12 protein-coding genes are annotated in these 21,604 nt (G+C 72.1%); 5 read left to right on the forward strand and 7 right to left on the reverse strand.

Annotation, left to right across the window (positions count from 1 at the left end):
- Positions 1-2: 2 nt before the first annotated feature.
- From HED23_RS30765 to HED23_RS30775, 3 genes are all read left to right on the forward strand, one after another.
- Complete coding sequence (locus tag HED23_RS30765; protein ID WP_203186597.1) at positions 3-1,376, forward strand: carbohydrate ABC transporter permease; 1,374 nt, start codon at positions 3-5, stop codon at positions 1,374-1,376.
- On the forward strand, positions 1,373-2,287 hold the full coding sequence (locus tag HED23_RS30770) for a carbohydrate ABC transporter permease (RefSeq protein ID WP_203186598.1): 915 nt from the start codon (positions 1,373-1,375) through the stop codon (positions 2,285-2,287). Before HED23_RS30765 ends, HED23_RS30770 begins: the two co-directional genes overlap by 4 nt.
- A gap of 177 nt (positions 2,288-2,464) precedes the next feature.
- Complete coding sequence (locus HED23_RS30775; protein WP_203186599.1) at positions 2,465-4,699, forward strand: bifunctional glycosyltransferase/CDP-glycerol:glycerophosphate glycerophosphotransferase; 2,235 nt, start codon at positions 2,465-2,467, stop codon at positions 4,697-4,699.
- A gap of 39 nt (positions 4,700-4,738) precedes the next feature.
- Here the strand turns inward: HED23_RS30775 and HED23_RS30780 are convergent, their stop codons facing one another.
- The 6 genes from HED23_RS30780 to HED23_RS30805 form a co-directional block, all read right to left on the reverse strand.
- The gene (locus HED23_RS30780) at positions 4,739-5,890 is read right to left on the reverse strand and encodes a glycosyltransferase (RefSeq protein WP_203186600.1); all 1,152 of its coding nucleotides are present in this window, start codon (positions 5,888-5,890) and stop codon (positions 4,739-4,741) included.
- Entirely contained in the window at positions 5,887-8,742 is a 2,856-nt protein-coding gene (locus HED23_RS30785) for a bifunctional glycosyltransferase/CDP-glycerol:glycerophosphate glycerophosphotransferase (protein ID WP_203186601.1), read from the reverse strand. The genes HED23_RS30780 and HED23_RS30785 overlap by 4 nt, the downstream gene beginning before the upstream one ends.
- Positions 8,739-12,191, reverse strand: coding sequence for a bifunctional glycosyltransferase/CDP-glycerol:glycerophosphate glycerophosphotransferase (locus tag HED23_RS30790; protein ID WP_203186602.1), 3,453 nt, complete (start codon positions 12,189-12,191; stop codon positions 8,739-8,741). Before HED23_RS30790 ends, HED23_RS30785 begins: the two co-directional genes overlap by 4 nt.
- A 101-nt stretch (positions 12,192-12,292) precedes the next feature.
- Positions 12,293-13,159: a TylF/MycF/NovP-related O-methyltransferase gene (locus tag HED23_RS30795; protein WP_203186603.1), complete on the reverse strand. Its 867-nt coding sequence runs from the start codon at positions 13,157-13,159 to the stop codon at positions 12,293-12,295.
- Positions 13,160-13,170: 11 nt separating this feature from the next.
- Entirely contained in the window at positions 13,171-13,905 is a 735-nt protein-coding gene (locus HED23_RS30800; RefSeq protein WP_203186604.1) for a methyltransferase domain-containing protein, read from the reverse strand.
- A gap of 91 nt (positions 13,906-13,996) precedes the next feature.
- On the reverse strand, positions 13,997-16,009 hold the full coding sequence (locus tag HED23_RS30805; RefSeq protein ID WP_203186605.1) for a CDP-glycerol glycerophosphotransferase family protein: 2,013 nt from the start codon (positions 16,007-16,009) through the stop codon (positions 13,997-13,999).
- A 100-nt stretch (positions 16,010-16,109) separates the two neighbouring features.
- Between HED23_RS30805 and HED23_RS35540 the strand changes: the two genes are divergently transcribed.
- Entirely contained in the window at positions 16,110-19,901 is a 3,792-nt protein-coding gene (locus tag HED23_RS35540; protein ID WP_238442176.1) for a bifunctional glycosyltransferase/CDP-glycerol:glycerophosphate glycerophosphotransferase, read from the forward strand.
- Between the two features lie 4 nt (positions 19,902-19,905).
- On the opposite strand, the gene HED23_RS30820 is transcribed toward HED23_RS35540, so the two are convergent.
- The gene (locus HED23_RS30820; protein WP_203186606.1) at positions 19,906-20,511 is read right to left on the reverse strand and encodes a TetR/AcrR family transcriptional regulator; all 606 of its coding nucleotides are present in this window, start codon (positions 20,509-20,511) and stop codon (positions 19,906-19,908) included.
- Between the two features lie 142 nt (positions 20,512-20,653).
- Here HED23_RS30820 and HED23_RS30825 point away from each other — a divergent pair, with 142 nt between their 5' ends.
- Positions 20,654-21,595: an ABC transporter permease gene (locus HED23_RS30825; protein ID WP_203186607.1), complete on the forward strand. Its 942-nt coding sequence runs from the start codon at positions 20,654-20,656 to the stop codon at positions 21,593-21,595.
- Positions 21,596-21,604: the final 9 nt, after the last annotated feature.

Genomic DNA, 21,604 nt, shown 5'->3' on the forward strand with positions numbered 1-21,604 from the left:
GGATGACCACAGCGACAGCGGGGGGCGCCGGAAGTGCGCCCCCCGCCGACAAGCGTCCTGACAAAGACACGGGCAAGGGCCGGCGCGGAAGTGTGACCGGCACCCGGAAGGCCGTCGCGGCGGCGTTCCTGCTGCCGGCGATGGTGCTGCTCGGCTCCCTCGTCGTCTATCCGATCGTCTATTCGGTCTACCGCTCGTTCCTCGACCAGTCGGGCACCGGATTCGCGGGCCTCGACAACTACAAGGCGCTGTTCACGGACGACACGATCCGGACTGCGGTCAAGAACAACGCGATCTGGGTCGTGTTCGCGCCGACGGTCGCCACCGTGCTCGGGCTGATCTTCGCGGTGCTCACCGAACGGATCCGGTGGGGTACGGCGTTCAAGCTGATCGTCTTCATGCCGATGGCGATCTCCATGCTGGCCGCCGGAATCATCTTCCGGCTGGTGTACGAGCAGGCGCCGGAGCGCGGTGTCGCCAACGCCGTGGCGGTGGGCGTGCACGACACGTTCGCCCAGTCCTCGGGGTTCCCGAAAGCGCATCCGCTGCCCGTCCATCCGCTGAAGCCCGGCGGCGGCGGTTCCTTCGTGACGAAGGAGACCGTGAAGGCCGGTGAACCGGCCGGCCTGCCGCTGGTCGGGGTGGCCCCGGCGAAGATGCCGGGCGACGCGGAGCCCGCGAAGGCGGCCACCGCGTCCGGTGAGGGCATCACCGGGACGGCCTGGCTCGACTTCACCAAGGGAGGCGGCGGCAGACCGAACGTCGTCGATCCGAAGGAGCTCGGCCTCAAGGGCATCACCGTCGAAGCGGTCAAGGACGGCAAGGTCGTCGCCACGGCGACGGCCGGGGCGGACGGGGTGTTCACCCTGCCCGCCTCGGCGAACGGGGCCCAGCTCCGGCTTCCGGCGGACAACTTCCGGGAGCCGTACAACGGCGTCGACTGGCTCGGGCCGTCGCTGGTGACGCCGGGGATCATCGGCAGCTACGTCTGGATGTGGGCCGGGTTCGCAATGGTGCTGATCGCCGCCGGCCTGGCGGGACTCCCACGCGAACTCCTCGAAGCAGCGCGGGTGGACGGCGCGAACGAGTGGCAGGTGTTCCGCCGGATCACGGTACCGATGCTGGCACCCGTGCTCGCGGTGGTCCTGGTCACCCTGATGATCAACGTCCTGAAGATCTTCGACCTGGTCTTCATCATCGCTCCGGGATCGTCCCAGGACGACGCGAACGTCCTGGCCCTCCAGCTGTACCGCTCCTCGTTCGGCACGGACGCGGACCTCGGGGTCGGCAGCGCCATCGCCGTCCTGCTGTTGCTGCTGGTGATCCCGGTGATGCTGTTCAACATCCGCCGGATGCGGAAGGAGGGGCGCCGGTGACCACGACCCAGGCCGCACAGGCCGAGCACGTTCCGAGGGCCGAGCCGGCCGCAGAGGCCAAGCAGTCCCTCGGCGCACGGATCGCCGCCCGGGCGGGTGGTGGCGCGATGCGGGTCTTCCTCATCCTGGTGGGGCTCTTCTGGCTGATGCCGACCATCGGGCTGCTGCTCTCGTCGCTGCGCGGGGCCGAGGACATAGCGGCGACCGGCTGGTGGAAGGTCTTCACCGCCCCGTCCGAGCTCACCTTCGACAACTACCAGCGGCTGCTGGAGAACTCGACCATCACCGATTCGCTGTTCAGCACGGTCATGATCACCGTGCCGTCCACGTTCCTGGTGGTCGTCATCGGCTCGTTCGCTGGTTACGCGTTCGCCTGGATGGACTTCCCGGGCCGCGACTGGTGGTTCCTGGTGGTGGTGGGACTGCTGGTGGTCCCCGTACAGGTCGCGCTCATCCCGGTGTCGGAGCTCTTCGGCAGCATCGGGATCTTCGAGACGACCTTCGGTGTGATCATGTTCCACACGGCGTTCGGCCTGCCGTTCGCCATCTTCCTGCTGCGGAACTTCTTCGCGGAGATCCCGCGAGAACTGCTGGAGGCCGCACGGCTGGACGGCGCGGGAGAGATCCGGCTGTTCACCCGGGTCGTGATGCCGCTCGGCGGCCCCGCGATCGCCTCGCTCGGGATCTTCCAGTTCCTCTGGGTGTGGAACGACATGCTGGTCGCACTGATCTTCGCGGACTCGGAGTCCCCGCCGATCACCGTGGCCCTCCAGCAGCAGGTCCGGCAGTTCGGCAACAACATCGACGTGCTGGCGCCCGGCGCCTTCGTGTCCATGGTGATCCCGCTCGCGGTGTTCTTCGCCTTCCAGCGGCAGTTCGTCTCCGGAGTGATGGCGGGCGCGGTCAAGTAGGGCGCTGCCGAGCAGCACGACAGGACATACGTTCGTCAACATCAGGGCGGCCCGATCACTCGAGATCGGGCCGCCCTACCTCGTACTTCCCCCGAATGCCACATCCCGCGTAACCAAGTCACTCCATCGGCCGTTTGCGGGCCACCTGCCCGCCCGCGAGCGACCCCTGGATGTGTTGTGCCCCGGTTCAGTGTCATCGTGCCCGCGTACCGGGTCCAGGCGTATCTGCACGCGTGCCTCGACTCCGTGCTGAACCAGTCGTTCAAGGACTACGAGATCATCGTGGTCGACGACTGTTCACCGGACGCCTGCGGCCCGATCGCCGACGAGTACGCCGTACGCGACCCCCGGGTCAGCGCCGTCCACCTGCCGCAGAACTCCGGGCTCGGACCGGCCCGCAATGCCGGGGTGGCCCGGGCGACCGGAGACTACCTGCTCTTCCTCGACGGCGACGACACCTTCGCCCCCGAGGCGCTCCAGGCCATCGCCGACCGGCTGGAGGCCACCGGCGGCCCCGACGTCCTGGTCTACGACTACGCCCGCACGTACTGGTCGGGCGAGAGCGTGCGCAACACCTTCGCCCAGCACCTCGCCGAGACCGGCCCGGCCTCCTTCCGGCTCGTGGAGCGGCCCGAGCTGCTCAAGGTCCTGATGGTCGTCTGGAACAAGGCCTACCGCCGCGAGTTCGTCGAGGCCGAGGGCTTCACCTTCCCGCCCGGCTACTACGAGGACACGCCCTGGACCTACCCGGTGCTGATGGCGGCAGGGTCGATCGCCGTGCTGGACACCGTCTGCGTCGGATACCGCCAGCGCCGCCGGGGCAACATCCTCTCCACCACCACCCACCGGCACTTCGACGTCTTCGACCAGTACGACCGTGTCTTCGCCTTCATCGACGCCAGGCCCGAACTCGCCCTCTGGCGACCGGTGATGTTCCGACGGATGCTCGACCACTTCTCGACCCTGTTCACCTCCCGGGGCCGGCTGCCGCGCGGGACCCGGGCACGGTTCTTCCGCCGCGCCCGCGCCCACTGCCGCCGATACCGCACGCCCGGCGCCCCGGTCCCCCGCCGTACCCGGCTGCGGCACGCCCTGTTCCGGCTGGGCGCGCACCGCACGTACCGCGCGCTGTGGGCCGCACAGCGGCTGCGCGGCCGGCTCGGGCGCTCGGCCACCGCGGCGCGCCGGGCGGTGCGCGGGGCGGCGATGCAGCTGCACTACCGGGTCCAGCTGCGCCTGCCCCTCCGGAGCAGGGAGGCCGTGTTCACCGCCTACTGGCACCGCGGGTACACCTGCAGCCCGGCGGCGCTGGAGGCCACGGCAAGGGCCCTCGTGCCCGGGCTGCGCACCTCCTGGATCTGCCGTCCCGAGGACGCCCGCACCGTGCCGGAACCGACCCGGGTGCTGCACCCGGGGACGGCGGCCTACTGGACGGCACTGGCACGCTCCAAATACCTCGTCAACAACGTCAACTTCGACCGCAGACTCGTGAAGAGACGCGGCCAGGTGCTGCTGCAGACCCATCACGGGACGCCTCTGAAGACCATGGGCACCGATCTCGTGCACCGGCCCGCCGCAGCAGGCTCCATGGACTTCGGGCAACTGCTGCGCAACGTCGACAAGTGGGACTTCTCGCTCTCGGCCAACCAGCACTCCACTCTCGTGTGGGAGCGCACCTATCCGTCCGGCTACACGACGCTGGAGTACGGCAGCCCCCGCAACGACGTCTTCCACCGCACGGGCCCCGACACGATCGCGCGGGTGCGTGAACGCCTGGGCGTCCCGCAGGGCAGCACCGCCCTGCTCTACGCGCCGACCCACCGCGACTACCGGCGTACCCAGCAGCACTCCCTGGACCTGGAGCGGCTGGTCCGCGTCCTGGGTCCCCACTTCGTGATCCTGGCCCGCTCCCATTACCTGGACGCGACGGCTCGGGCCACCGCCGGCCACGTCCGGCACCCGCGGATCATCGACGTCAGCGCCCACCCGTCCGTCGAGGAGCTCTGTCTCGCCTCCGACGGGCTGATCACGGACTACTCGTCGCTGATGTTCGACTACGTCAACCTGGACCGGCCGGTCGTCCTGCACCTGGAGGACGCGCAGGCGTACGAGGCCGCTCGTGGGACGTACTTCGATCCGGCGGCCTTCCCTCCCGGGGCGGTGGCCCGTGACCAGGACGAGCTGCACGAGATCTTCGCCACGGACCACTGGCGCGGGCCTCGTTCCGCGCAGCGCCGGGCGGCCTTCCGGGCCCGGTTCTGTCCGTACGACGACGGGCACGCGGCGGAGCGGGTGGTGCGCCGCGTCTTCCTGGACGACACCTCCGGCACGCCGCTGCCCGCCCCGCTGACGGGCCGTGGGCGCACCGGGGTCCCGCGGCAGGTGCCGGTGCGGGAGTACACCGGCGGGTGAGGCCCCGGCACGGGCCGGGGCCACGGCCTACCGGGCCGTTCAGCGCTCCAGGAGGGCGAACAGCTCTTCCCATCGGCCCATGGTCTCCGCCTCGGAGAACCGCTGGACGTTGTTCCGCGCCCGGTCCCCCATCGCGTCGCGCAGCCGGGGGTTGCCGGTGAGCCGGAGCAGCCGGTCGGCGAGGGCGCCGATGTCGCCCGCCGGTGCGAGCAGTCCGTCCTGGCCGTGGCGCACGATCTCCCGTACACCCGGCGCGCAGTCGAACGCCGCACACGGCACCCCGCTCGCCATGGCCTCCAGCAGCGCCAGCGGGAAGCCTTCGCCACGTGAGGACTGGACGAAGACGGAGGAACCGGCGAGCGCACCGGGAACGTCGTCCGTGCGCCCCCGCCACACGACCGAGGAATCGAGCCCCAGGTCCGCGCACTGCGCCCTGAGGTCCGCTTCGTCCTCGCCCGTCCCGTAGACGTCCAGCCGCCAGTCGGGGCGTCGCGGAGCCACCAGCACCCAGGTGTCCAGGAGCATGTCGATGCCCTTCTGGTCGGTGAGCCGGCCGATGCTCGCGACCGACTTCTCACGGCGCGGGGAAGGCACATCGGGCAGCGCCGCCAGGGCGTTGGGCATGAAGCCGACGTTGTTCATGCCGTCCCCCGCCCACTTGTCCGCGTCCTCCTCCGTCAGGACGAGCCAGTGGTCGAGCGGTGGGTAATGGTTCTTGATCCAGCGGTAGCGGTGGCTCGCCCGGGAGTAGTCGTAGGACTCGTGGCTCATCCCGATGACCCGCAGTCCTCGGGTGTCCGCCTCGCCGACCCACTCCATGGCCCAGACCTGACTGACGATCACCACTGCGCCGGGCCGGGCTTCCCGGAAGATCTCCGACAGCCGCTCGACCGCACGCCGCTTCCGTGCGACACGGCCGGCCTCGGCCCGCCGGGCTGCGATCCGGAAGCGGTCCAGCAGGCCCTTGGCCGCCCAGGGCGTCGGAGGGTGCGCCGGATACAGAGCGGTCACCGGGTATCCGGGCGGCTCGGGCAGCGCCATCTTCCGCTCGGCGGCATGGATGCCGATGGTGTGCACCCGGTGGCCGGCCCCCTGGAACAGCTGGGCGGTCCGGTGCATCCAGCCGGTCACACCGCCGAGTTCGTCGGTGCTGTTGGAGACGATGAAGACGTCTCGGCTGCTACGGCTCATCGGCCGGCCTCCCCGGCAGGGACGGTGCGGGACGGGACACTGCGGGACACGTGCCGGGCGAACACGGTGCGGACGACCGCGCCGGCCGCGTCCCCGCGGTCGTAACGGCCGAACTCCGCCGCGAAAGCGGCGCGTCGCTCCTGGAAGCCGGTGTCCACGGTCTTCAGCCGGGCCAGCACGTCGAACAGCTCCTCCTCGGTCTCCGTCACCGGTCCCGGTGCCTTCTCCCGTAGGTCGAAGTAGCTGCCCCGGTCGGCGGCGTAGGCGTCGAGATCGGGGGCGAAGAGGACGATCGGGCGGTCCAGGAGCGCGTAGTCGAACATGATCGACGAGTAGTCGGTGACCAGGACGTCGGCGAGCGCGAGCAGTTCGCTGACGTCATGGTGGCCCGAGACGTCCACGACCGTGCCGGGCGGGCAGGCGGGCAGGCTCGCCGCCTCCAGGTAGTGCGCCCGCACCAGCAGCGTGTACGTGTCGCCGAAGCGTTCCGCGAAGCGCGCCGCGTCCAGCAGGAGCCGCTGCCGCTTGCGCTTGCCCGGCCCGCCCCGGAAGGTCGGCGCGTACAGCACGACCTTGCGGTGGTCGGGCAGCCCGAGCTCGGCCGCGAGCGCCGGACGGGGAAGCCGCCCCTCGGTCTCGTCCCTGGCACGCGCGGCGAGCAGGGCGTCGTTACGGGGGTATCCGGTGCGCAGCAGCGTCTCCTCGGGAAGCCGGTAGGCGCGGGCCAGCGTGCGCTCGTCGTGCTCGGACCGTACGAGGAAGTGGTCGAAGCGCCCCACCGCCTGCTGGAGCCGTTCACGCTGCGGGGCGTTCTGCATGCGCACCCGGGTCTCGTCGAATCCCATGCGTTTGTACGCCGAGCCGTGCCAGGTCTGCAGATAGGTCGTGCCGGCGGGTTTGCCGAGGTGCTGCGGGAACCCCTGGTTGTCGACCCAGTACTCCGCCCGTGCCAGGGCCCAGAGATAGCGCCAGGACCAGCGGCGCACGAGTCTGGCGTCCGTGGGGAAGCCGGCCGGGGAAACGGCGTACGACCAGACGCAGCGCAGCGGGAGCCCCTGGGCGCGCACCTCCTCGTGGACGGCCCGGGGACTGTCGCCGTAGCAGGTGCCCATGTGGCTCTCGAAGACGACGGAGCCCTTGCGCACGGGCAGCCGCAGCAGCCACGAGCGGTAGACGGAGACCTTGAAGCCCCTCGCGTGCAGCCGGTCCCGGCTCCGGCGCAGGGCGCGGAGCAGGAGCCTGGCCCGGCGGGCCGGGCGGAAGTGGGTCGCGTAGTGGACCAGCCGGCGGGCCGTGCGGGCGGGCCGGTGCCGGGCTTCGAGCCGCAGCGCCAGGTGGTCCCGGAGCGTGATGTAGGGCTGCCAGGTGTCCCCGGCCGTCCTGCCGAGCCGGGGCAGGGCGGGGGAACGGTCCGCCGGGCCGACGAGGTCGTGGGCGGCGAAGAGGTCGCTCACCGAACGGGTCCTTCCGTCCTCCACGACCATCCGCGCGTCCCACACCGTGTCGCGGGGGCCCAGGGGACGCACAAGACGGGTGAGGTCGGCGCGGGTGGACCAGCTGATGCCGGTGGCGTCGGGCCGCAGCTCGTCGACGGGGACGCGGAAGGCGCGGGAGCCGTCGCGGACGCGGAACTCCAGATGGGCCGCGAGGGTGCCGTCCGGGTCGGGCCCGGTGTGCGCGGGCAGCACGAGCCGGCCTTCGAGCAGGACCCCGCGGGCGTCGGCCTCGTAGCGGGTGAGCCTGTTCATGAGCTTCAGCTCGCCGAATGTGCGGTGCTGGTGCCCGAGCTCGGTGACGTCCAGCACCGGGTCGGGACCGCCCGGCCAGTACACCCGCCCCTCGTCACCCATGGAGAGGGGAGCGGTCACGGTGCCCCGCCTGCGCAGCGCGTACGCCGCGGCGAGCACCCCGTCCGCGTCGCCCCGTTCCAGCAGCCGGACGCCGACGCGCTCTACGGGCGGCAGGGTGAGCAGGGCCGCCTCCGGGACGCATCCGGGCAGCACCCGCGCCGCCGTCGCAGCGACGCGTCCACGGTCGGCGGCGGGCAGCTCGGGACAGCTGCGCACCAGCGGCACGAGGTGGTCCAGGAGGAAGGCGCGTTCCCGCTCCTCGCGCAGCTCAGACAGCCCCTGGGCCACCAGCACGTGGCACACCCGCCGGTGCGCCTCGACGAGTCCGGCGAGATCCCGGCCGGCGTCGGGCGCGGCCCGCCCGGAGACGATCCGGCGGCGTACGAGCGCGATCCGGCCGACCACGGCCGCCGCCAGGGGGCCGAACAGGATCCCGCTGTGGGTGAGGTCCTCGTCGTAGCGCAGCGCGTGCCGCTCCAGCGCCGCGCGCCGCACGCAGAATCCGGTCACCAGGGCGTCCCGCACCGCCAGTTCGGGCGCCTCGGTGAACCGGCCGACGGTGCGGGAGCGGAGGAACAGCGGTTGCTGCCAGGCAGGTTCCCGTTCCTTCGTCCCGTCCCCGGTGAGACGGCTCCAGCGCCCGGCCACCAGGTCGGCGCGGGTGCGTGTCCCGGCCTCCCAGAGGTTGCGGCAGGCATGCTGCTGGAGGCGCTCGCCGGTGTCGAGCACGAGGACGTACGTGCCGCGCGCCGCGGCCAGGCCGGCGTTGCGCAGCGAGGCGACGGAGTCAGTTCCGGGGTCGAGCACGCGGATCCGGCCGGATGAGCGCGCGGCGAGCGATCCGGCGGCCTTCCGCAGGGAGCCGGGTGCACCGGCGGGCAGGACGACGAGGGCCTCGACGGCACCCAGGCTCTGGTCGAGCACGGACTCCACGGACGCCGTCAGGGCTTCGTCGCCGCCCTCGGCGGCGGTGACCACACAGCTGAAGTCGGGCGTGCTCATGCCTGGTCCCCCTTCAGCATCCGGTCCGCGACCTGGGCGGCCGCGGTCCCGTCGTCGAGATCGCAGAACGCCTCGCGGAAGCCGGCGTACGCCTCACGGTGGCCGGCCGTCGCGGCGTCCGGGTCGCGCAGCGCCTCGACGAGGGCGGCCGAGTCGGTGAAGAGCGGGCCGGGCGCCCTGTTCGCGAAGTCGAAGCAGAAGCCGCGCAGGGTGTCCCGGTAGTGCTCCAGGTCGTAGGTGTGGAAGAGCATCGGCCGGCCCGTCTGCGCGAAGTCGAACATCAGCGACGAGTAGTCCGTGACCAGCACGTCGCTGATCAGCATCAGCTCGGCGACATCGGGATGGCGTGACACGTCCCGGACGAAGTCGCTCGAAGGGATGCTCCCGCCGACCAGGTAGTGGCGGCGGACCAGCAGGACATGGTCGTCGCCGAGGGCCTTCCGCGCCTGTTCCAGGTCGAGTCGGAGGTCGAGTCCGTACCGGCCGCTCCGCCTGGGCCGGTCCTCGCGCCAGGTGGGGGCGTACAGGACGACCCGCCTGCCCTCGGGTACGCCGAGCGACTGCCGGACGGCATCGGCCGTCTTCGCCCGGTCGGGTGCGTACAGCAGGTCGTTGCGCGGATAGCCGCACTCGAGCACCTCGCCCGTGTGGCCGAAGGCGCGGCGCAGGACGGGCGTGGAGAAGCTGTTCGGTGAGACGAGCACGCTCCACTGGGCGGCCCGCCGAGGCATGGAATCCATGTACGCGGTGTCCGCGAACGCGGTGCCGGCCAGGTCACGGCCGATTCGCTTGAGCGGGGTGCCGTGCCAGGTCTGGACGACGAACTGCCCCTCGGCCCGCTCGAACCACTCGGGCAGCTGGGTGTTGGTGACGATCCACCGGCTGCGGGCCAGGGCGTCGTACCACTCGGCGCCGTGCAGGGCCACGGCCCGGACCCCGGAGGGGACGGTGGCCTGCTGGTCCCGGACCACCCAGAGGTGCTCGACGCGGGTGCCGCGCCGGGCCAGCTCCTCGTGGACGGCGCGGGGCGAGTCCGAGTACTGGCGCCCGTCGAAGCTGGAGTACAACACCGTGTCCCGCAGCTCCCGGCCACGCAGGCTCACGTACCACTCGCGCAGCCGGCGCTGCCCGTACGCCCCCCGGTCCCCCGGAGGCAGCGCGCTGCCCGAATGCAGGGAGAGCCGGTCGTGGAACCGCCTCTCCAGGGTGAAACGGCGCCCTCCCGATTCGCGCCCCTGCGGCAGTCCCGCGTGCAGCTGGTGCACCACGCGCAGCGGGAGATAGCGCGACGGTTCGGTCTCGCCGCGCTCCCGGAGGAATGGGTACCACCGGCCCTCGGCGAGCGGCAGCGCGCCCCCGGGGCCGTCGACGGCCCCGGGGGACAGCCCGGTACGGAAACCTGCATCCGTGCTCTCCACGGCGAAGGTGTTCTCCTCCTGGTGGCCGCTGTGGCGCAGGACGAGCTCGACCGGGCGGTGCGGCACCGCCGGGAAGGTCCCCTCCAGGACCAGTCCGGCGTCGTCCGTCCACGACACCCGGCCGACGACGGGCCGCACGTCCCGGTCGGTGAGCACCAGGTCCCCGGAGGGATTGGCGGCGACGTGGATCTCACGGCCGCCGGGCAGCGCATACCGTCCGGCGTCGGTCTCGGGACGGGCCGCGACCGTCAGCCGCCGCGCCCCGCCGGCCAGCTGGACCCCCCAGTCGCCGTCGGAGCACCGGAAGGCCACCAGCGGCACCTCGGCGAAGACGGTGCGGCCGTCCGTGTCCTCGCCCGGCACCAGGGGGAACTCGTGGGCCTCCTTCGTGCGCCACTCCTGGATCCGCAGGGCCGTCGGCGCGTCCCCGCCCAGGATCCGCACCGCGATCCGGACCCCGTCCCCGGCCTCTGTCGGCCCGTGGCCGGCGAGCACCGCGTCGACCCGCTCGGCGCGCAGCTCCAGCTTGTTCCCGGAGAGCAGCGGGACGATCCGGGTGCGCTCGTCGACGTAGCGCACGGCGGGCGCGGCCGGACTCCCGAGCAGCCGCATCGGTCCCCGGCGCGGCCGGCCCGCGCCGACGACGACGGATTCCAGCTTCCAGAGGGTCCGGACGCCGCGCGCCGTGCCCCGGGTGACGAGCCTGCCCGGGTCGACGACGGTCTCGAAGCCGGACCGTTCGTAGCGGTGCAGCGAGCGGCCCGATCCCGCCGCCGCCTCGTCCGTCACCGTCCTGCGCAGCCGTAGCGGGACGATCCGGCGGCCCGACCTCAGCCAGCCGGCGCCGGCCGACCTGCCCGGGGCGTTGCGGACGTAGGCGTACCCCTTGAGGTGCAGCAGCCCGTCCCGCCACACCGCCTCGGTGAGGTGAGAGTGCACGGGGAGGTCCTCGGCGGACAGCGCGGTGGCCCTGACCGGCAGCGGGGCTTCGACGCCCGGGAACTCGGCCCGGGGCCGCAGCCTCCCCCGGACGTGGAAGGTGTCACGGTCGGTGGACTCGTGGGCCAGGAGGGCGAGCAGCTCCGGCGTCCTGCGCTCGCGGATGAGCTGCCACTTGACCCGCAGATGCAGGGGAAGCGCGTCGAGGACGGCGGGTTCGACCGTGTCGGCGAAGGCGTTGGCGTGGGTGAGGAAGGCTTCGTGGAAGCTCTCGTCGCCGTCCCGGAGGGCCTCGATGAACAGCCACAGATCACCGGAGAGCGCGTGCTCGTCGTAGCGCCGTTTGGCCTCCGTCATGCCCCGCTCCGCCAGGAACCGGCTGACCGTGGAGACCGCCGTGACCCGGTCGCGGATGCCCCGGGCGACCGCCCGGCGGGTGGTGATCGAGCCGTCGCGGTCCCGCCAGTGGTAGACCGGCTCCTCCACGACGTCGACGCTCCGGGCCAGGAAGTGGGCGGGCAGGACCACGGCGATGTCCTCGTACAGGACACCCGTCGGGAAGGTGAAGGCGTGCTGGTCCCAGAAGGACCTGCGGAACACCTTGTTGCACGCGATGCGGTCGCCGAGCAGGATCCAGTCCCGGGTGACGTGGGTCGCCCGGCGGGGCTTCTCCATCGGCCTGCGGAACATCGGGGACTGTTCGAGCGCCCCGCCTGCGCGGAGCCTGAGGACGTTGCCGGTGGCGAAGTCCGAACCGGAGGCGTCGAGTTCGCCGAGCATCCTCGCGAAGGCGCCCGGCGGCACGACGTCGTCGCTGTCGACGAACGCCAGGAACTCGGTGTCCGGGTGGGCCTGTCCGGCCCCCGCGTTGCGCGCGGCCCCCAGCCCGGCGTTCTTCTGCCTGATCAGGCGGAAGCGCGGGTCCCGCCGGGAGAACTCCAGCGCGACATCGGCGCTTCGGTCCGTCGAACCGTCGTCGACCATGACGACGTCCAGGCCGGTCATGGTCTGCCCCGCGAGTGACTCCAGGCAGGCTCCGAGGTACTCCTGGACGTTGTAGAGCGGGACGACGACGGTGAGACGGGGTGCCATGACGCTGCGCACGATCCTTCCGGACTGACGAACGGACTTCCTCTGTATGGAACGAGCCCCGTGCCGGGGAGGCACGGGGCTCGTAACGGGGCACTGCCCGCTCAGGGTTTGACCGCGACGCGGCCCTCGTCCATGCGCAGCAGCAGGAGCTGCTCGCCGGTCTCCTCGAGGAACTCGTCCACGGCCTGGCGCGATCCCTGCCAGTAGCCGTAGTCGTCGATCAGCAGCACACCGCCGCTCACCAGACGCCCGTACAGGTGCTTGAGCTCGTGCTTCGTCGAGGCGTACCAGTCGGTGTCCAGCCGGAGGATGGAGATCTGTTCCGGTGCCTGCTCCGGGACGGTGTCCTCGACCTTGCCCCGCACGTAGTGGACACGGTCCTCCGGGTACGGGACCTGCTCGAACCCGGCCTGTACGTCCTCCAGGGAGGCCACGGCCCAGATCGGCCGGTCCTTGCCCTGCGCGTCCAGCAGCTCCTGGGCCGGCCTGCCGTCCCGCCGCAGGTCCTCGGCGGTGGGCGGGGTCATGCCCTCGTAGGTGTCGAAGAGGTAGAGGTCCCGGTCGGTCTCGCCGAGTGACAGGAGCGTCTTCGCACAGGCCTGCATGGAACCGCCGCGCCAGACACCGCACTCGACGATGTCTCCCGGGATGTCGTGCTTGACGATGTGCCGGGTCGCGAGGACGAAGGCGTTGAGGCGCTCCGGGGAGGTCATCGTGTACGGCTTGACCGCACGGATGATGTCCTTCGCCTCGTCGTCGTAGTCGGCGGGGAGGGCCGGCTTCTTCGCCGCCGCCGGCTTCGCCACGACGGGCTTCGCCACGGCCGGGGCCCGCTCGGGCTCGGGGGCGGAGCGGGGAGCGGGCAGGGTCGCGCGCCTGAGCTGGTATCCGGTGAGTTGCTGAAGGACGCCGTTGACGGCGTTGCGCCAAGCCATGGGGCCGGACAGTACGCGCGCTTTGCGGCTCATGTCATCTTTCGTCAACCTGTAGTTGATGCGGCGGTGCGGTCGTCCGGCCGCCCGCACCGCTCCCGGCCGTCCAGCGGACGCGGCAGCGGAATCCGGTCCACTCCCCCGGCCCGGTTGGCCCACCACACCGCCGTCTCCCGTACGGCGAGATCGGCCAGCGTGTTCTTCAGCCGGGTCACCGGCCGCCGGTGGGGCTGCGGCCGCCGGAAGACGCCCACCGAGTCGCCCCAGTAGGCGGCCTTGGAGTCGATGGACGCATAGTCGTGCCAGATGCCCCTGGCGGGCGGGAAGTCCGTGTAGGCCTCGCGGAGCTCCAGGCGGGAGTGGGCGGCCATCGCCCGGAAGCCGTCGGGGTAGTAGCGCCAGCAGTCCTGCGCGTCGTGGGCGTGACCGCGCGAGGGCGCGGTGATGAAGGCGTGACCGCCGGGCTTGAGCACCCGGGCGATCTCCAGCATCGACACCCAGAAGAAGGGGATGTGTTCGAACGCCTGGCCGGACAGCACCACGTCCGCGCTGCCCGACTTCGCGGGGATCCGGTAGGGCCGGGTCATGACCGCGTCGACGTTGGGGCCGTCGAGGACATCGACGCCGAAGTAGTCGATGTCGTGGTCCGCCAGCAGCCCGCGGTGGGTGCGGGTCTGCTTTCCGGAGATCCGTGAGCCGAGGTCCACGACGCGGTACCTGCGGGTCCTGGGCAGATACTCGTCGATGCAGAGCTGCATCTGCTCGTAGGCGGACCGGTGCATGAGTGTCTCCCGACGTTGCCGTGTGCGCGCGCTGTTGAGCACAACGACGGCGGGGTGAGGAGGGGTCGCCCCGTACGGGTGACCCCCGCGGTCAGTCCGGAGACACCGGGAAGACCCTCCGCACCACGCGCTCCGCCGCGCGCCCGTCGTCGTACGGGCAGAAGCGGCTGCGGAACGCGGCGCGCAGCGCGTCGGCCTCCGGAGACCTCCAGGCGCCGCTCCGCAGCACCTCCCGCAGCTCTCCCTCCGTGGTGGCGACCGCGCCGGGGGTGTCACCGGGGCGTCCGGACAGCAGGTCGACGTAGACACCGCGGGCAGCGCGGTAGGCGTCCCAGTCGGGTACGTAGGTGATGATCGGGCGGTCGAGGCAAGCGTAGTCGAACATCAGGGACGAGTAGTCGGTGATCAACGCGTCCGAGGCCAGGAAGAGTTCTTCGACGCGGGGGTGGCCGGTGACGTCGACGACCCGGTCCCCCGCCGCCGTCCGGGCCGAACGCCCGTAGAAGTAGTGGGCGCGCACCAGCAGCACACAGCCGGGACCGAGATCGCGGGTGAGGCGCTCCAGGTCGAGGCGGGGGGCGAAGCCCTTGCGGTAGTCACGGTGGGTGGGCGCGTACAGCAGCACGGTCGATCCGGGCGCGATGCCGAGCTCCGCACGGATCCTGTCGGCCTGCTCAGGGGTGGCGGTGCACAGGATGTCGTTGCGCGGGTAGCCATAGGGCAGTTGTTCGTACGATGAGGGGTAGACCCGGTCCCAGACCTCGGTGCTGTGGGGGTTGGCGGAGAGGCTGAAGTCCCACTGGTCGGTGTGGGCGACGACCCGTTCGAAGCTGACGCCTCCGGTGAGGGCTGGATACGGCAGCTGGTCCAGGCCCATGGTCTTCAGCGGGGTCCCGTGGTGGGTCTGGAGGTAGATCTGGCCGGCCCGTTTGGTGAAGCCGCCGGGGAAGCTGGAGTTGTTGACCAGGTACGTCGCGGTGGCCATGGTCCGCCAGTATGCGCGGGATCCCTCGATGACGTACGGCACACCGGGCGGCATCCGGTCGCGGTGGCGGGAGGAGACGACCCAGACACCCCGGATGTGCGGGACCAGTTCGCGGGCCTTGGCGTAGACGGCGGCCGGATTGCAGGCGACGCCCCTGTTCCAGTAAGCCCCGTAGACCGCGAGGGAGGGGTCCAGCGGCCGGTGCAGGTCGGCGCGGTAGAGGGCCCTCATCATGCGGGCGCGCAGCGACTTCCTGCCGGCGCGCACGGCGGCTCGCGCCCGGGCGCGCCCGGCGGCGGCGGTCCGCCGGGTCCGGTGCGCGGTGTAGCGGCCGGGAAGCCCCGCCGCCCGGAAGAAGGGGGCACGGTCACCCGGGACGATCCTGCCGGGGTCGTCGAGCACGGCCGTCAGGTGCGCGGTGCGCGCGGCCGGGATCCGCGGGTCGCCACCGGTCTCGGCGGTGAGCCGTTCGTAGGCGCCGATGACCGCGAAGTGCGCGCGGCCCGGTGTCGTGGCAAAGGTGCCGGCCCTGCGCAGCCGTTGGCGCACGCAGGTCCGGTCGAGCGATCCGAGGGTGCCCGCGTCGGACGCGAGGAAGGCGGCGCGGTGGACGGGAACGACGTCGTCGTACGGGCCTTCGGTGAAACGGAGCCGGCGGGCTTCCCAGAAGGCGCGGCGGAAGAGCTGTTTCCGGGCGGCCGGGAAGGCGTCCCCCGGCTGTACCGTGCCCCACCAGTCGATCCGGTCGTGGCCCAGGCGCAGCACGTCGGGCCTGTCCTCCGTCAGCCGCGCGGAGATCTCCGCCACCGCTCCCGGAAGGAGCAGGTCGTCGCCGTCGAGGAAGAGCAGATAGGTCCCGCGCGCCGCCGCCGCACCGGCGTTGCGTGCCGCGCCCACGTCCCAGGGGCCGGCGGGGAGCAGCACGCGTACCCGGGGGTCGCGCTCGGCGCACTCCCGCGCGACGGCCGGTTCCGGGCCGCCGTCGGGCGGACCGACGACGATCAGCTCCAGCTCCGCCGTCCCGCTCCCCGCCGGCGGGGACTGTCCGGTCACCGATTCCAGGGTCGCCCTCAGGTACCCCTGAGCGCGGTGGGCGGACACGACGACACTGAGAAGCATGGGAGCGGAGCGTAATGCGGACCGCCCGGTCCACCCCAGTGATCTTCACCCGTTCGGGTCAGCGGCGTGACCCGGGGCGCTCCCCCGGGTTGAGCCGTACATGAAGCCACTCCTCAGCGTCGTCGTCCCGGTGCACAACGTCGAGGACTATCTGGAGGAGTGCCTCGTCTCGCTGGCCCGACAGTCCCTGAAGGACATCGAGGTGGTGCTCGTCGACGACGGTTCGACCGACGGAAGCCGCAGGATCGCCGAGGACTTCGCCGACCGCGACCAACGCTTCCGCTGCTTCCACCAGCCCAACGCGGGCCTCGGCGCGGCCCGTAACGCGGGGGTCGCACGCACCACCAGCGGCGTTCCCTACCTGGCGTTCGCCGACAGCGACGACGTCCTCGTCCCCGACGCGTACGAACGGATGGTCGCGTCCCTGGAGTCGACCGGCTCGGATCTGGTGACGGGCAATGTGTGGCGGCTGAACGAGCAGGGGAGGCAGCAGGCCTGGCAGTACCGCTGGCTGACCGCCGACCGCCCCCGCACGCACATCACCCGCGACGCCCGGCTGCTGGCCGACCGTGTGGCCTGGAACAAGGTGTTCAGGCGCTCCTTCTGGGACCGGCACGCCTTCGCCTTCCCGGTGGGCAAGCTCTACGAGGACACCCCGGTGATGATCCCGGCCCACTACCTCGCCGGGACCGTGGACGTGCTGCACGAGCACGTCTACCACTGGCGGGTGCGGGAGGGGTCGATCACCCGGCGGCGTACGGACGTGAGGGGAGTGCGGGACCGGATCGCCGCCTGCGAGCAGGTCAGCGCCTTCCTCGCGGACCGCGGCGCCGGGCAGCGGCTGCGCTACGACGCCTCGTGCCTGCGCGACGACTTCGTGTACTTCCTGGAGGGGCTGCCGATGGGTGGCCCCTCCTACCGTTCCGCGTTCATGAGGGACGCGGGCGCGTTCCTCGACCGGGCGGGCGACGCGGCCCTGGCTGGCCTGCCTGCCGAGGCGCGCATCCGCTGGCAACTGGTGCGCGAGCGCAGGGGCGAAGAACTGCTGGCCCTCCTGGAGTTCGAACGGGCCAACGGAGCCGGCACCTTCGCCGTAGCGGGCCTCCCGGGACGGCGGCGCGCCGTGCACCCCGGGATCGCGGGCGGCAGGAGCGTCTCGGCCCGCCTCGGCAAAGGTGATCTGCCCGCCGTGGCCCGGCTGGTGGAGTCGTCGTGGAGCGAGGACGGCACGCTGCGGCTCAGCGGATACGCGTACATCCGCAATCTCCCGGCCCGGACGGCCCGGCAGTCGCTGAAGGCGGGCCTGGTACGGGAGGCGTCGGGCAGAAGGACGCGGCCGGTGCCGGTGCGCACCGTCCGGACCGACCGGGCGACCGCCGACTCCGGCCAGGAGCTGCACCGTTACGACCACGCGGGCTTCGAGATGGTCCTCGACCCGGGGCGGCTTGGGCCGGGCAACTGGCTGGTGGGTGTGGTGGTGGCCGGACACGGCGTCGTACGGCGGGCGGCGCTGCGCGCGGTGGAGGCGGCCGCCGCGCAGCCCCTGGTGCGTGACCTGGGCGGAGGGCGGCGGGCGGTGCTCGGCTACCGGGACGGCCGGCTGGAGCTGGCTGTGACCAGGCTGTCCGCGGTGGCCACCGGCCACGACCGGGGTGCGGACGCACTGGAGCTGACCGGCCGGCTGTATGGGGGCGCCCGGCCGACGGCCCTCGTACTGACCCACGACGGAGCCGCGGAGCACATCTGTCCGGTGCGGTGCGGCGACGGGGGCGGAGGCGGCTACGGGGACGGCTTCAGCGCACGGATCCCGCTCGCGGCGCTCACCACCGAACCCACGGTAGCGGCCCACGGGACCGCCCCGGGGCCCGGGGGCCGCTGGCGGGCGGCGCTCCTGACCGACGGCGTCCGCGTGCCGCTCGCCGCGGCGCCGGAACTGCCGCCGCCCGCCTTCGCGGACGCGGCGGGCAACCTGGTGGTGGAGGTGGCCTCCCGACCTCACGTGGACCGCGCCGGGCCTGCGCCGGACGGCGGGCTGCGCATCGACGGGACGGGGGCCGGGGCGCTCGTACTGCGGCACAGCAGCCTCGGCGAGACGGTGAGCGTCGACATCGAACGGCTGGGGGGCGGCGGACGGCCGGGGGTCGGCGGACAGCTGCAGGTTGGTGGACAGCTGAGGGTCGGCGGACAGCTGGGAGTTGGCGGACTACTGGGGACTGACGGACAGCTGGGGACTGGCGGCCGGTCTGGACCCTCCGAACGGTCTGGACCCTCCGAACCGCACGAGACCCCAGACCGACAGGAGACCTCCGGACCGCACGAGACCCCAGACCGGCAAGCGGCCTCCGGACCGCACGAGACCCCAGACCGGCAAGCGGCCTCCGGACCGCAGGAGCTCTCCGGACGGCAGGAGCAACCCCTAGACCGACAAGCGCCCTCCGGTTCGCAGGAGGCCCCAGACCGCCAAGCGCCCTCCGACCCGCAGGAGCAGCCCCCCGGCCGGCAGGAGTCCCCCGGGCACCGGGAGGACCGCTTCACCGCCGTGCTCGCGCCGCCTCCCCGCGAGGGCGACTGGGAGGTGCTCCTGGACGGCCGGCCCGTACGCGTGGGGGCGGCGCTCGCCGCCCTCCTGCCGCTCGACGCCACCGACGCCCGATTCCGGCTCGACCGGCGTCACGGCGACCGGCTGACCGTGCACTGCGCGCCGGTGCTCGACGACGCCGAGCGGAGCGCGTACCGCCAGGGCCGTCTGCGGACGGCGCACCACCCGGCGCAGCGGCGGCTGCCTCTCCGGGACGTCGTGCTCTACACCGGAGAGGGGTCACCGCGCGCCGTGCACGCCGAGCTCGTGCGCCGGAGCGCCGATGCCGAGCACCTCTGGGTCACCGACGGATCAGCGGGCGCCGCGGCCCGCGTCCCGTCCACCGCCGTTCCCGTAGTGGCACACAGCACCGCCTGGTACGAGGCGCTTGCGCGGGCCCGCCGGATCGTCGCGGCCGGGCGGCTGCCCGCGTGGTTCGAGCGCCGCCCGGACCAGACGGTCGTACAGACCTGGCACGGTTCCCCCCTCGGCCGGTTCGGCCTTGACCTCACCGGATCCCTGTACGCCGACCACCAGTACCTCGCCACGCTGGAGCACCGCTCCGCCCAGTGGTCGGTCCTGGTCTCCCCCAGCGCCTTCGCCACCCCGCGTCTCCGCCGCGCGCTGGCCTACCACGGCGAGGTGCTGGAGGCCGGTGTTCCGGCCGACGACCTGCTGTTCGCACCCGGCCGGGACAAGACGGCCGAGCGCGTACGCCGACAGCTGGGCGTCCCGGAGGGACACCGCGTGGTGCTGTACGCGCCGACGTACCGCGACCATCTCGTGCACGCGCCGGCAGGCGTCCCACTCGGATCCGCCCCGCTGTACCGCTGGGATCCGGCGCTCGACCTGGCCGCGCTGGCACGGTCGCTGGACGGCCGTACCACCGTGCTGGTCCGCAGGCACCCACGGGTGACGGGCAGCGTGCCGGCACACCCCGCCCTGCGTGACGTGTCAGCACACCCCGATGCCACCGAGCTCCTGCTGATCGCGGATGTGCTGGTCACCGACTACTCGGGCCTGGCGGTCGGCTTCGCGCACACCGGCCGTCCGATGCTCTTCCACACCTACGACCTGGAGCACTACCGCGACACCGTGCGCGGCTTCTGCCTGGACTTCGAGGCCCGGGCTCCCGGCCCGCTGCTCGTCACCACCCGGGAGGTGGCCCGGGCACTGCGGGACACACAGGCCTCGGCGGACCTCCACGCCGAGGCGTACGAGAGCTTCCGGCGGGACTTCTGCGGCCCCGCCGGCGGTGACGCCGCCCGACGCGTCGCGGACCGGCTGCTCGGCGGGGACCCCGGCTCCCCCTAGCGCCTCAGGCCTTGAGCGCCCGGACCGCCGAGGCCGCGAGGTCGTCCAGGTACCCCTTGGGAAGATCGCCTCGGACCACGACGAGACGCCAGTACAGGGGACCGACGATGAGGTCCAGCGCCCGGTCCGGATCGCTGCCCTCGGGCAGCTCCCCGCGGGCCACCGCCGCCCGTACGACCACTGCGGCCACGCCCTGCTGCTGATCCAGCAGGGCGGCCTTGATGGCATCGGATATGTCCGGGTTGCGGGCCGCCTCGACCAGCAGGTCGGGGATCACCTGCGAGGCGACGGGGTGGCGCAGGGCGTAGGCGGCCAGTTCCAGCACGGCGCGCACGTCCCCGTACAGCGAACCCGTCGCGGGCGCGGGCATGCCCTGCGCGGCGACGGCCGCGACCAGGTCCAGGACGAGATGGAGCTTGGACTTCCAGCGCCGGTAGACGGCGGTCTTGCCCACCCCCGCCCGCCGGGCGATGCCCTCGATCGACATCCGCGCGAATCCGACGGCGGCCAGCTCCTCGAAGACGGCGCCGCGGATCGCGTCGGTCACGTCCTCGCGCAGCACCGCGGCACCTGCCGGGGTGCGGCGCCCGGTTCGCCGTTCGGTGGTCATGGCCCGAATGATAGACCGTAACGACGAAACGGTTGCGTTGCGACGTACAAACGTCCTACTGTCAGCGTTGCGACGAAACGGTGCCGTCCCATCGAACCGGATCTGTCCGCCCTGATTCCCCGCCCCTTCCTCGAAAGCGATCGTGGTGAGCCAGACAGCAGCCCCGCCGGCCACGGTGGACACCGCATCTCCCGACCTCCTCCCCGTGTACGGACCCGGCGAGCTGGCCGCGCTCGCGGCCCGGCACGGACTGACCGTGAGCGGGGCCCGACCGACGCTCGGTGCGTACGTCCGGCAGCTCTGGGGGCGCAGGCACTTCATCACCGCCTTCGCCACGGCGAAGCTGACCGCGCAGTACAGCCAGGCGAAGCTCGGCCAGATCTGGCAGATCATGACCCCGCTGCTGAACGCGACGGTCTACTACTTCATCTTCGGCGTCCTGATGAACACCAAGCACGGAGTCCCCGACTACGTGCCCTTCCTCGTCACCGGCGTCTTCATCTGGACCTTCACCGCCAGCTCGATCACGGCCGGCACCCGCGCCATCAGCGGCAACACCGGACTCGTCAGGGCCCTGCACTTCCCCCGCGCGTCCCTGCCGATCGCCCTGGCCATCCAGCAGCTCCAGCAGCTGCTGTTCTCCCTGGGCGCACTGTTCCTGATCCTTCTCGTCTTCGGCCAGTACCCCCGGCCGGCCTGGCTGCTGGCGATCCCCGCGCTCGTCCTGCAGGCCATGTTCAACACCGGCATCTCGATGGTCATGGCCAGACTGGCCGCCAAGACCCCCGACATCGCCCAGCTGACGCCCTTCATCCTGCGCACGTGGATGTACGCCTCGGGCGTCATGTGGAGCCTCGACACCCTGCTCACCGCCGACCGGGTCCCGCGCCTCGTCCTGCTGGCCCTGGAGTGCAACCCGGCGGCCGTCTACATCGACCTGATGCGCTTCGCCCTCATCGACAGCTTCACCGGCGCGCAGCTGCCCCCGCACGTGTGGGCCATCGCAACGGGCTGGGCCCTCGTCTGCGGCATCGGCGGTTTCGTGTACTTCTGGAAGGCCGAGGAGCGGTACGGACGTGGCTGACACCCCCGA

The organism is Streptomyces pratensis, from assembly GCF_016804005.1.
GTDB lineage: Bacteria > Actinomycetota > Actinomycetes > Streptomycetales > Streptomycetaceae > Streptomyces > Streptomyces pratensis_A.